The sequence below is a fragment of the Halorubellus salinus genome (assembly GCF_020567525.1).
GTDB lineage: Archaea > Halobacteriota > Halobacteria > Halobacteriales > Natrialbaceae > Halorubellus > Halorubellus salinus.
The window spans coordinates 255,297-267,833 of the sequence record NZ_JAJCVI010000006.1 but is presented as its reverse complement, the minus strand read 5'-3'; the positions used below and the strand labels follow the sequence as shown (position 1 = coordinate 267,833).

Genomic DNA, 12,537 nt, shown 5'->3' with positions numbered 1-12,537 from the left:
GATGCAGAGCATCCTCCTCCAGCTCCCGGTCATCGACGCGACCGTCACCGAGCTCGTCGTCCTCGTCATCGCGGCGCTCGCCGGTGGCGCGTTCGGCGCCGCAATCGGCGCCCTGCCCGCGTTCATCTTCACGGGGTTCGTCGTGTTCCTCGGCGAAGGCCTCGCCATCCTCCGGAACAACGTCGGCGGGGCGGTCGGCGACGTCGGTGCCGGTGAACTCGCGACCGGTATCACGGGCGTCATCGGGTTCGGGATGGTCACCGGCCCGCACGTCGCGTTCGCGGGCGGTGTCGCCGCCTCCGCGTACGCCGGGAAGAAGTACCCCGAGATGGAGCCCGACGACTGGGACTACCACTTCGGGAAGAACATCCTGTACGCGTTCGGCACGAAGCCCGACATCCTCGCCGTCGGCGCCATCTTCGGCGTGTTCGGGATGCTGTTCAACCGGATCTTCGCCGGCATCTTCGCGTTCGGTGGCTTCGGCCTCACCGACTCCATCGCCGTGACCGTCGTCGCCTCGGCGTTCCTCGCCCGCGTCGTCTTCGGGTACCCGATCGTCGGGAAGGCACAGGGCAAAGGCTTCTTCGACATGACGCCGTTCGAGCGCGAGGAACCGCACATGGCCGCCGACGGCGGCACCCAGGAGCACGCCGGACGGCTCGCGACCGAACCGTGGCTCCCCCACCAGTACAAGTGGAGTGGCGTCGCCGCCATCGGTCTCGTCGGCGGCGTCCTCGGCGGCTACCTCTGGCTCCGCACGGGGAGCATCTTCCTCGGGTACGCCATCTCCGCGATCAGCCTGCTGTTCCTCCAGCTCGGCGTGGAGAAGATCCCCGTCACGCACCACATCACCCTCCTCGGGTCGGTCGGTGCGGTCGTCGCCGCGGAGACCGTCGGGAGCGACCCCGTCGTCCTCATCGCCGCGGGCGTCCTCGGGATGGTCAGCGGGCTCGCGGGCGAGGCGACCCAGCGCGTGTTCTACTCGCACTCCGGGACGCACGTCGACCCGCCCGCGATGGCGATTGCACTTGTGATGCTCATCGTGGGCGTCCTCGCCATCGCCGGCGTCATCCCGACCGCGGGCTACCTATGAAGCTCGCGTAACGATCCCTGGCCCGGCGAACGCACGCGGTCGTTCGCGCGGGCCGACCGACGCCCGAGGGCGGCGTGCCCATAGCACGCCACCACCACCACAGCGTCTCTCGGCGCGCTCACGCGAGTGCGTCGCATCACGCCGCCCACGCGTCTCGCGCGACGCCACCCGGATCGGCGTCGCACCGTACCGCGCCCCGGCGTCGCACCGCGACGCCTCGTCGTGCTCGCAGCCACACCGACGCGGCTCCGCGGCCGTTCGCGTGATTTCGCGAACGCCCGCGGGACCTGACGGATGCCCACCACGACGGCCCGCGTTCCTTCTTTCGCGAGTACTCGAACGCCAAGCAGCGACGTCGCATCGTGAAAGAGTCGGCAGGCGGCGGCGTCGCATCGTGAAAGAGTTACCTGCGAGGCGCCCCGACCACGTGGCATGACCGACCGCCAGCGCGACGACGACCACGGTGCCGCGAGCGACCTTCCACCGCTCGTCCTCGACATCGACGGCACGCTCACCCGCCCGAGCGGGCACGGCATCGACCCGCGCGTCTTCGACCCCATCCACGACTGGCCCGCGCCCGTCGTCCTCGCCACCGGAAAGGCGTTCCCGTACCCCATCGCGCTCTGTGACTTCTTCGACGTCGAGCACCTCGTCGTCGCCGAGAACGGTGGCGTCGCCGTCGCGCACGACGACGTGCACGTGCACGACGCCGGCGACCGCATCGACGACGTCGCCGCCGCCATCAGGGACACCGGGCACGACCTCGGCTGGGGCGTCGCGGACCTCGTGAACCGCTGGCGCGAGACCGAGCTCGCCGTCCGCCGGGACGTCCCCGCGGCCCCGCTCCGCGAGCTCGCCGCGGCGCACGACCTCGCGTTCGTCGACACCGGGTACGCGTACCACCTGAAGCCCCACGACGTCTCGAAGGGACTGGCGCTCGAACGGGTCGCGGACGCCGTCGGTCGCGACCCCGCCGCGTTCGTCGCCGTCGGCGACAGCGAGAACGACGTCTCGACGTTCGAGCGCGTCGACGAGAGCTACGCGGTCGCGAACGCCGACGACGCCGCGCGCGCCGCCGCCACGACCGTCCTCGACGCTGCGCACGCCGACGGCACGCTCGCCGCGCTCGACGCCGTCCGCGACCGCCACGCCTGAGGACCGAGCACCGACCACGTCAGCGCGCGCCTCGGCTGGACGCGGAAGCGTGCGGCCGCCGAGCGTCGCGGCTCAGTCGACGGTGAGACCGTGGCGTGCGAGAAAGTTCGTGACGTCCTTGATGACGACCGGCGAGCCGACGATGCGGCAGTACTCCTCGTTCACCGGCGCGACCGTGACCATGAACCGCTCGTCGACGGCCGCGTCGAGCCCGGCGAGCGCGTCCCGTTCCATCACGATCTGCGTGCTATCGCGGAGCTGTGCCGGGTCTGGCATCTATCGGGTCAACGGTGATGGCCATCAAGTATTAACGTGGCGGAACGAGACGATGGCGCGTGAGGTTCGTGCTCGCGCGCACTCGTCGGGTCGCGGACGCGGTGGCGCCGACGACGATCACCGGTCGGCGTGCACGGCGCGTCCCAACTACTTCGAGCACGAGCTCAGTCATCCAAACCGGTGAAATGGCTTCTCAGGTCTCCTGGCGCTCGGTTTCCAGCTTTCAGCGTGATTCGTGTCTTTGGCCGTAGTGGAGCCGTCTGTGAGTAAGTGGCGTGTTGGCCTAAAGCAAGAATTAAATATGTAAGGTAAAAGTATGAGCTATGCCGTCTGACAACGCATTCCAAATGAATGGTGACCAAACGACGAGCCGCCGCCGCTGGCTCCAGGTGATGGGGATCGCTGGCGCCGCCGGACTCGCCGGGTGTGCGTCCGGACCCGACCCCACCGAGACGGGCGCCTCGACGACCGAAGAGGACCAAGGGTTCAGCACGGGCACGCAGGAACCCACCACGCAGGTCGAGGAACTCCCCGAGGTCGGGGGCACGTACACCGACATCATCTCCTCGACGATCACGACGCTGAACTCGATGTACAACTCCGAGTCGACCGCGGGCGCTCTCATCACGAACACCATCGACCCGTCCTACGGATTCAAGCCCGGGCAGGTCCAGTTCCCGCAGCTGTTCGAGCTCTCGAGCGACGACAACCGCGTCTGGACCGCGAAACTCCGCGAGAACCTCCAGTGGTCCGAGCCCTACGGGCAGCTGACCGCCGAGGACTACGTGTACATGATCAAGAACCTCCACCAGACCGAATGGTCCGGGACCGCCGCCAGCTCCGACTGGTACCGGAACGGCGAACCCATCACGGTGGAGAAGAACGGCAAGTACAAGTTCGACATCAAGCTCGAGGAGCCCGACCCGCTGTTCCCGAAGAAGCCCGTGACGTGGGAGATGCAGGTCGTCCCGAAGAAGCTCATCAAGCCGTTCGTCGACGAGGAGGACGTCCAGGGCCTCAAGGAGAACCAGGAGCTCATCGACCTCTCCTACACCGGGAACCTCGGACCGTACAACCTCGAGAACTGGGAGCGCCAGAGCAAGCTGACGTTCACGCGCAACGAGGACTACTACGCTCGCGAGGCCGACGACCTCCCGAAGCTCTTCGAGAAGGCACCGTACTTCGAGCGCATCGAGACCCAGATCATCAAGGAGCCGGCGGCGCGCGTCGGGTCGCTCAAGACCGGCGACGGCGACGAGGTCGGCCTCGAGCCGAGTCAGGCCGTCAACCTCGAAGGGAACGAGAACGTCAACCTGAACGTCTCCCCGCAGCCGTACAACCGCCCGATCTTCTACAACATGCGTGCGAACGGCTGGAAGCCGTTCCGCAAGCAGGGCGTCCGGCAGGCGCTCGGCTGCGCGCTCGACAAGCAGAAGTACGTCAAGGGCGTCCAGCGCGGGTACGCGAACCCCGAGTTCACGTGGCAGCCCCAGTGGTCGCCGTGGTACAACGACGACACCGTCGACAAGTACGGCGTCGGCGACCTCTACGGCCCCGAGGCGACGCGGAGCCGGATGAAGGACGCTTTATCGGATACCAGCTACTCCTACGACGGCGACACGCTCGTCGACGGGAACGGCGACCAGGTCGAACTCAAGCTGATGTACCAGAACGGGCAGGCGATCGAGAAGTCCACGGCCCAGTTCATCCAGCAGGAGTTCAGCAAGAACGCTGGCATCAAGGTGAACATCAAGTCCATCGGTGGCCTGAAGTTCGTCACCGACTACTTCCGCCAGCAGGAGCCCGAGAACCCCGACGAGCTCGAGTGGAGCGCGGGCGCGAACAACTACGGGCCGCGGGACAAGGTCACGAGCAAGGAGTCCTGGGACATGGGCCTCATCTACGGCCTGAACACGTACCCGATGACGCCGACCAGTAGCGACGTGTTCTTCCTCAAGGACGGCGCGTTCAACGCGACCGGGTACTATCCGAGCTACGACCTCGAGTCGCTCTACCAAGACGCTCGCACTGCGTCCTCCGACGAGAAGCGCAAGGAGCTCCTCGGCGAGCTGTTCGGGAAGCTCTCGAAGGACCAACCCATGGGGATGCTCTCGCTGGGCACGTCCATCACGGGCTACAGTCCCGACGTGGTCGGGCCGGAAGAGGAGTTCTTCAACGGCTGGAACTTCCAGACGTGGCGGAAGGAGTCCGGAGACAACTAACGAGGTCACCCATGACCTATCATCGTTCGTATAGCTCACCGAGAGCCGCTGGGATAGCGACGCCACCATGAGGTGGTACGTCGCACGGCGGCTCATGTGGGCGGTCGTCGTCACGTTCATCATCGTATCGCTGACGTGGGCGCTGCTACGGTTCACGCCCGACAGAGACATCATTCAGGCCGGACAGGCGGCCGCGCAGGCGGGGCAGAACGCCACCGCCGAGCAAGAGCGACTGCGCGAACTCCGGGGTCTGAACGAACCGCTGTGGGTGCAGTACGGGAGCTACATGGAGAACGTCTTCACGCTCGACTGGGGGTTCTCCGAGAGCCGCTCGCAACCCGTCACCGAGGCGGTCTGGACGTCGCTCTACTACACCGTCCAGTACTCGGTGCCGTGGACCATCCTGACGCTGTTCTTCGGGACGGCCGCGGGCCTGTACTCGACGGCGCACCAGTACTCGTGGAAGGACAACCTGATGACGTTCCTCGCGTTCTTCGGGTTCTCCATCCCGAACTTCTGGTTCGGTATCATCCTCCTGCTCGTGTTCGGCGTCGTCCTCGGATGGGTGCCGATAACGTACCAGACGGACGTCGGCGTGTTCACGTGGGCGAACGTCAAACAGCTCATCCTCCCCGTGTTCGTGCTCGTCACGGGCTCGGTCGGGGGCATCCAGCGCGTCGCACGGAACGAGTCCGCGGAGTACCTCAACACGGACTTCGTGAAGACCGCGCGAGCGAAGGGCGCGAACAGCCAGCGCATCCTCACGCGGCACATCCTGCGTCCGGCGTCCGTGCCGATGTCGACGACGTACGTCGGCACGCTCCTGGCGCTGTTCACGGGGTCGTCCGTGCTCGTCGAGACCGTGTTCTCGATCCCCGGACTCGGGCGACTCCTCTTGCAGGGACTGACCTCGCAGGACACCCCGCTCGTCCTGGGCACGTCGTTCGTGTTCATCTTCCTGACCATCATCGGGAACCTCCTGCAGGACATCGTGTACACGCTCCTCGACCCGCGCATCGATTACGGTGATCGATAATGGCGGCAGATGACTCCACGCCGACGCGATTCGAGGACATCGACTGGACGGACGTCGAACCCAGCGGTCGACTCGACCTCTCCCCGAAAGCGCTCGGGATGCTCGTGTCGACGACGCTACTCGCCGTGCTGTTCCTGTACGATTACTTCGTCGTCCCGAAGAACAACGACACCTTCGAGGCGATCGGGTGGGCGTACCAGGTCACGCAGCTCGACTACTTCTTCGCGCTGACGCTCCTGGCGATATTCTTCTTCACCGTCGTCCCGCTGTTCGAGAACCCGCACCTGACGCGGTACTACTGGGACCGGTTCAAGCAGAACCGGCCCGCGATGCTGAGCCTCGGGTTCCTCCTCGCGACCTTCTTCATCGGGATGGTCGGCCCGCTCGTGCTCTCGAAGCCCGAGCTGTCACTGTTCGCGAAGTACCAGCCGCCCGTGTACACGAGCGTCCCGAAGTCAGCGGTCATCGAGTGCACCGGACGCGTCTCCGACGGCATGTGTCACGGCACCTGGCAGTACCCGTTCGGGACGACCGGCGGCGGGAAGGACATCCTGAACATCATCGTGTACGGGATGCAGGTCAGCATGAAGGTCGGGTTGATGTCGGCGTTCATCGTCACGGTCATCGGGAGCCTGGTCGGCACCGTCGCCGCGTACAGCGGCGGTCTCGTCGACGAGTTCCTGATGCGGTACGTCGACATCCAGCAGACGTTCCCGAGCTTCCTGCTGTTCCTCCTGCTGACCTACCAGTTCGGCGGGAGCCTCCTGCTATTCATCGCGATCTTCGGGTTCTTCAGCTGGGGGAACACCGCCCGGTACGTCCGGTCGAACGCACTCCAGAAGACCGAAGAGGAGTACATCAAGTCCGCGAAAGCCACGGGCGGCAGCACGTGGCTCATCATCCGGCGGCACCTCGTCCCGAACACCGCGAGCAGCATCATCACGGACCTGTCGCTGCTCATCCCGAGCTTCATCCTGTTCGAGGCCGCGTTCGCGTTCCTCGGGTTCGGCGCGGACGTCCCCTCGTGGGGGCGGACGATCGCGGCTGGACGCGCGGACCTGTCGTTCGCGTGGTGGATCTCGACGATCCCCGGCGTGTTCCTGTTCGTGACGATCCTCGCGTTCAACTACCTCGGTGACGCACTGCTCGACGCACTGAACCCGCAGGCGGACACGGAGAGCGAATCATGAGCACGAACGAGCCACTACTGTCGGTACGAGACCTCACGACGACGTTCACCACGGACGAAGGCACGCTGACGGCGGTCGACGGCCTCGACTTCGACATCCACGAAGGCGAGACCGTCTGCATCGTCGGCGAATCCGGGTCCGGGAAGACCGTCGCGAGCGAATCCATCACGCGCATCCTCTCGATGCCGCCCGCGCACATCGACGGCGAGGTGCGGTTCCGCGGCCAGGACGTCGGTGCGTTGAGCGACGGGGCACTCCGCGACCTCCGCGGCGGCGAGATTGGTCACATCTTCCAGAACCCGCAGGACGCGCTGAATCACTGCTATAGCGTCGGCTGGCAGATCGTGGAGGCGATACAGTTCCACGACGACGTCTCGAAGGCCGAGGCGCGCGAGCGCGCGATCGAGCTCTTGGACCGGGTCGGTATCCCGGAGGCGACCGCGCGCTTCGACGACTACCCCCACGAGTTCTCCGGGGGCATGAAGCAGCGCGTGATGATCGCGATGGCGCTCGCGCCCGAACCGGACCTCCTCATCGCGGACGAGCCGACGACCGCGCTCGACGTCACCATCCAGTCCCAGATACTGGACCTCCTGGAGGACATCCAGGAGGAGTTCGGGATGAGCATCCTGTTCATCACGCACGACCTCGGCGTCGTCGCCGAGGTCGCCGACCGCGTGCTCGTCATGTACGCGGGCAAACTCATGGAGGAAGGCGACGTCTACACGATCTTCAAGGAGCCCGCGCATCCGTACACGCAGGCGCTCATGGAGTGTCTGCCCGGCAGGGGCGAGTCGACGAAGGGCATCCAGGGGTCGCTCCCGGACCCGACGAACCCGCCGGACGGCTGTCGGTTCGCGGATCGCTGTCCGCACGCGGTCGAGGACTGCAAGAAGGGCGAGCAGCCGACGCTGTACGACACGGGGACCGCGGACCACCGCGTCTCGTGCGTGTACTACGGCCCCGGCTACGACGAGTCCCGTATCCTCGACGCGGAGCTGTCGACCGGTGGCGCCGCCGGGAACGGCGGCACCGAGCGCACTGGAGGGATGAACGATGACTGACGAACCCCTCCTCGAGGTCCGCGACCTGAAGAAGCACTACCCGATCACGCAGGGCATCCTGAAGAAGCAGGTCGGGTCCGTGAAGGCGGTCGACGGCATCAGTTTCGACATCCCGCGCGGCGAGACGCTCGGGCTCGTCGGCGAGTCCGGGTGCGGGAAGTCGACGGCGGCGACGTCGATCATCCAGCTCGAGGAACCGACAGCGGGCGAGGTCCTCTTCAACGGTGACGCACGGAACGCGGCCGAGACCGCCGCGGACGCGCGGCATCGGAACGACGTGACCGAGTTCGACCCGGAGGAACTCAAGCAGTTCCGCCGGCAAGCGCAGATGATCTTCCAGGACCCGTCGTCGAGCCTCGACCCGCGGATGCGGGTCGGCGAGAGCATCGCCGAACCGCTCCGCATCCACGGTATCGAGGACAAGGCGGCGCGCCAGGAGATCGCGCGGAACCTCCTCGACCGCGTCGGCCTCTCCCGCGACGACTACCATCGGTTCCCACACGAGTTCTCGGGCGGCCAGAAGCAACGCATCAGTCTGGCGCGTGCACTCGTCACGAACCCGGAACTCATCGTCGCGGACGAACCCGTCTCCGCGCTCGACGTCTCCGTGCAAGCGGAGATCCTGACGCTCATGAAGGACATCCAGGAGGAGTTCGGGCTGTCGATACTCCTCATCAGTCACGACATGGCGGTCGTGCGCGAGATCTGCGACCGCGTCGCGGTCATGTACCTCGGCGAGATCGTCGAGATCGGCGAGACCGAGGAGCTGTTCCGGAACCCACAGCACCCGTACACGCAGGCGCTGTTGTCGTCGATTCCGGTGCCGGACCCGACCGTGGATCGTGCGGGGACGACGCTCAGTGGTGACGTGCCGAGTCCGTCGAACCCGCCGAGCGGGTGTCGGTTCCACACGCGCTGTCCGGACGTCATCCAGCCCGAAGGCTACGACTTCGAGCAGGAACACTGGCGTGCGGTCATGGACCTCCGGACGCGCCTCGCGCAGCGCGACATCGACATCGAGGCGGTCCGCGAGTTCGTCGCGACCGAGAGCGACCGGGACGTCGAACCCGGTGCGGTGCCCGACGACGCCGCGAAGGCCGCGATCCGCAACGAGTTCGGCATCCCCGGGTCGCTCCAGGACGGGCGTGCGGAGTCCGTTCTCGCCGAAGCGCTCGAACTGATCGTGAACGAGGACCTGGCGGGCGCCGACGAACTGCTGTCGACGGAGTTCGAGACGGTCTGCGAGCGCGACGCGCCGTCGCTCTCGGAGACCGCACCCGGACACCAGTCCGCGTGTCACCTCGACTCGACGACTGCCACGACCGACTCCGTCGAGTCCGCGGTCTCGGACGACTGACGCGCCGTCGAACGCCGGCGCGCCCGGCGCGCGTTCGCGCACCACGGTTCCTCCGGGGACGTGCTCGACGACGAGACCCGGCGCGGAGATGCCACCTGTCGCAGCTCCGGCACCGAGACGCGTCTCGTCGCCTGCGGGGCGCGTCGTCGACGTGCGAGAGGCGGCCACGCAACCGCTGCGCGCGAGCTGCGACGGCGGTCGGGTAGCGATTGAACAGGTTTTTCGGTCGGGATAGCGGAGTCTGGAGTAACGATGGGGCTCGAAGAGGAGATCGACGCAATCGAGGAGGAGATCCGGAATACGCCCTACAACAAGTCCACGGAAGCCCACATCGGCCGTCTGAAGTCGAAGCTCGCGGAGAAGAAGGAGAAGCTCGAGAACCAGTCGGGGTCCGGTGGCGGCGGCGGGTACGCCGTCGAGAAGCACGGGGACGCGAGCGTCGCGCTCGTCGGGTTCCCGAGCGTCGGGAAGTCGACGCTCGTCAACTCGCTCACGAACGCCGACAGCGAGGTCGGGTCCTACGAGTTCACGACGCTCAACGTCAACCCCGGGATGCTCGAGTACAACGGCGCGGACATCCAGATCCTCGACGTCCCCGGCCTCATCGAGGGCGCCGCCGGCGGGCGCGGCGGCGGGAAGGAGGTGCTGTCGGTCGTCCGCAGCGCGGACCTCATCGCGTTCGTGCTGTCGCCGTTCGAGATCGAGCAGTACGCGCGATTGCGCAAGGAACTGTACGACATCAAGATCCGCGTCGACCAGCAGCCCCCGAACGTCACCATCCGGAAGAAACACAAGGACGGCATCCGCGTCACGAGCGCCGCCGACCAGGACCTCGACGAGAAGACGATCACGGACATCCTCCGCGAGCACGGGTACGTGAACGCGGACGTCAACCTCGGCGAGAAGCTCGACATGGACCGACTCATCGACGGCATCATGGACAACCGCGTCTATCTGCCCTCTATCACGATCGTGAACAAGGCCGACCTCATCGACCCCGGCTACAAGGAGACGGTGTTCGAGAACCTCCGCGAGCACGACCTCGACCCCGAGGAGGTGACGTTTATCTCCGCGGAGAAGGAGAAGGGCCTGGACGCGTTCAAGGAACGCATCTGGCGGCAGCTCGGGCTCATCCGCATCTACATGGACAAACCCGGGCGTGGCGTCGACTGGGAGGAGCCGCTCGTCGTTCCCGAAGGGTCGACGATCGACGACGCGCTCTCGAAGCTCGGCAGCGAGATGGACGAGCGCTTCCGGTTCGCGCGCGTCCGCGGCGACAGCGCGAAGCACGACGGCCAGCAGGTCGGGCGCGAACACGAGCTCGCGGACGAGGACGTGCTCAAGCTCGTCCTCCGGAAGTAGCGGCGTCGGGAACGAATTCGACCGAACACTCTTGTATACTGTTCCGTATACGGATACGTGTGAGCAAGAGCATCCGGGTCGACGACGACACGCACGCTGCACTCGCCGCCCTGAAACGAGATGAGGAGACGTTCGACGAACTGCTCTCGCGGCTCGTTCGGGAACGCCGGGAGAGCGTTCGCGACGGCGCGGGGCTCTGGGCGGATTCCGATGCACCCGAGAAGGCGAAGGCGAAGCGCGCCGAGATGAAGGACGACGTCGGCGTTCGATGACGCTGTACGACAGTAGCGTTCTCATCGACTACCTCTCTGGGGAAGATGCTGCCGTCGACTACGTCACGTCGAAGGCCGAAGAGCGAGCGCTCGCACCACCATTGGTCCTGTTCGAGATGTACCAGGGTGAGGTGTTCAAATCCGGAGCCGCCGACTTCGACGCCGTCGACGACGCGCTCGAGTGGCTGACGGTCGTCGACGAGAGCCGTGAGTTCGCGCGGTCGAGCGCGGAACTCCAGAACGACCTCGCCATCGACGGCACGCCGCTCGCCGCTCGCGACGCGTTCATCGCCGGCGCGGCGATGCACCTTGGCGAGACGCTTGCGGTCGCGGACAGCGACTTCGACGTCGCCGGACTCGCCGAGCGCCTGGACGTCGATCTCGTCTGAACTCGCGCTCGCTGTGTCGTTGTTCGCTGTCTCGTTTTCTCCATCCGGTATCGTCTTTGGGCGTGACGGCGAACGCCGGGGTATGACGTACGCACTCGACCACGTGATGATGCGCGTCGAAGACCTCGAGGGGTCGCTCGACTGGTACCAGACGCACCTGGAGTACGAAGAGAAGGGTCGCTGGGAGGCGGACACGTTCACGAACGTCTACCTGGGTCCCGAGGACGCGGGCGAGGACGCTGCCCTCCTGGAGCTGACGTACAACCACGACGACCGGACGTACGAGATGGGTGACGCGTGGGGGCACATCGCGGTGCGCGTCGAGGACGTGTTCGACGCGTACGAGGAGTTGATGGACGCGGGCGTCGACGACTACCGCGACCCCGAGTCGTGCGGTGGGAGTTACGCGTTCGTGAAGGACCCGGACGGCCACGAGGTCGAACTCGTCGAGCGCGACCACGGCGCGCGCTGGAGTCTCGACCACACGATGATGCGCGTCGAGGACGCCGACGAGGCGATCGGGTTCTGGACGCGGAAGTTCGAGTACGAGCACACGGGCCGCTGGGAGTCAGATACGTTCGCGAACTACTTCCTGAAGCCCCAGGACGCGGGCGAGGAGGCGATGGCGGTCGAGTTGACGTACAACTACGACGGGCGTACCTACGACATGGGTGACGCGTGGGGTCACGTGTGCGTGCGCGTAGACGACCTGAACGATGCGTGGGACGAGCTCATGGTCCGCGAGGCCGAGAACTACCGCGACCCCGAGAGCTGCGACGACATGTTCGCGTTCACGAAGGACCCGGACGGGCACGAGATCGAGCTCCTGAACCCGACGGACGTGCCCGGGGAGTGAGGGCGGGAGTCGGCTGGGGTCGGTGTCGCGTGGGCGTGGCGTCGGTTACAGGCCGGTTCTATATCGATAGCTGGCCAGTCGAGTATTGACTCGTGTGCGGGTTGTTTTCGCCGTGGTCACCGCGCTCGACGATTCGTTTATATACGTTCCTGGGGTGTGTGCCGTGCGTCCGACGACGTCGGGAACCGTGAGAAAACGGCACACAGAGCGTGTGTGACGGTATACCACGAAACCCGATTCACCACAAGACATTTATAACAATGGG

Annotated in this window: 12 protein-coding genes; 11 read left to right on the top strand and 1 reads right to left on the bottom strand. The window is 66.0% G+C overall.

What is annotated here, in order from left to right:
- Position 1 precedes the first annotated feature (1 nt).
- Positions 2-1,093: a DUF7973 family transport facilitator gene (locus tag LI336_RS17790; RefSeq protein WP_227134505.1), complete on the top strand. Its 1,092-nt coding sequence runs from the start codon at positions 2-4 to the stop codon at positions 1,091-1,093.
- Positions 1,094-1,525: 432 nt separating this feature from the next.
- Complete coding sequence (locus tag LI336_RS17785; protein WP_227134504.1) at positions 1,526-2,248, top strand: HAD hydrolase family protein; 723 nt, start codon at positions 1,526-1,528, stop codon at positions 2,246-2,248.
- A gap of 72 nt (positions 2,249-2,320) precedes the next feature.
- Here LI336_RS17785 and LI336_RS17780 read toward each other — a convergent pair whose 3' ends face one another.
- Positions 2,321-2,524 carry a VNG_1110C family protein gene (locus LI336_RS17780; protein ID WP_227134503.1) on the bottom strand — a complete coding sequence of 68 codons (204 nt, stop codon included), beginning with the start codon at positions 2,522-2,524 and terminating at the stop codon, positions 2,321-2,323.
- 347 nt (positions 2,525-2,871) lie between these two features.
- On the opposite strand from LI336_RS17780, the gene LI336_RS17775 reads away from it, so the two are divergent.
- From LI336_RS17775 to LI336_RS17735, 9 genes are all read left to right on the top strand, one after another.
- The gene (locus tag LI336_RS17775) at positions 2,872-4,746 is read left to right on the top strand and encodes an ABC transporter substrate-binding protein (RefSeq protein ID WP_227134502.1); all 1,875 of its coding nucleotides are present in this window, start codon (positions 2,872-2,874) and stop codon (positions 4,744-4,746) included.
- 67 nt (positions 4,747-4,813) lie between these two features.
- A complete protein-coding gene (locus LI336_RS17770; RefSeq protein WP_227134501.1) occupies positions 4,814-5,782 on the top strand; it encodes an ABC transporter permease in 969 nt (322 codons plus the stop codon).
- A complete protein-coding gene (locus LI336_RS17765; protein WP_227134500.1) occupies positions 5,782-6,972 on the top strand; it encodes an ABC transporter permease in 1,191 nt (396 codons plus the stop codon). The genes LI336_RS17770 and LI336_RS17765 overlap by 1 nt, the downstream gene beginning before the upstream one ends.
- Complete coding sequence (locus tag LI336_RS17760) at positions 6,969-8,036, top strand: ABC transporter ATP-binding protein (protein WP_227134499.1); 1,068 nt, start codon at positions 6,969-6,971, stop codon at positions 8,034-8,036. The genes LI336_RS17765 and LI336_RS17760 overlap by 4 nt, the downstream gene beginning before the upstream one ends.
- On the top strand, positions 8,029-9,393 hold the full coding sequence (locus tag LI336_RS17755; RefSeq protein WP_227134498.1) for an ABC transporter ATP-binding protein: 1,365 nt from the start codon (positions 8,029-8,031) through the stop codon (positions 9,391-9,393). Before LI336_RS17760 ends, LI336_RS17755 begins: the two co-directional genes overlap by 8 nt.
- A gap of 252 nt (positions 9,394-9,645) precedes the next feature.
- A complete protein-coding gene (locus LI336_RS17750; RefSeq protein WP_227134497.1) occupies positions 9,646-10,755 on the top strand; it encodes an OBG GTPase family GTP-binding protein in 1,110 nt (369 codons plus the stop codon).
- A 59-nt stretch (positions 10,756-10,814) separates the two neighbouring features.
- Entirely contained in the window at positions 10,815-11,027 is a 213-nt protein-coding gene (locus LI336_RS17745; RefSeq protein ID WP_227134496.1) for a DUF7557 family protein, read from the top strand.
- Positions 11,024-11,416 carry a PIN domain-containing protein gene (locus LI336_RS17740; RefSeq protein ID WP_227134495.1) on the top strand — a complete coding sequence of 131 codons (393 nt, stop codon included), beginning with the start codon at positions 11,024-11,026 and terminating at the stop codon, positions 11,414-11,416. The genes LI336_RS17745 and LI336_RS17740 overlap by 4 nt, the downstream gene beginning before the upstream one ends.
- Positions 11,417-11,498: 82 nt before the next feature.
- Positions 11,499-12,272: a VOC family protein gene (locus tag LI336_RS17735; protein ID WP_227134494.1), complete on the top strand. Its 774-nt coding sequence runs from the start codon at positions 11,499-11,501 to the stop codon at positions 12,270-12,272.
- The last annotated feature ends 265 nt before the right edge of the window (positions 12,273-12,537 follow it).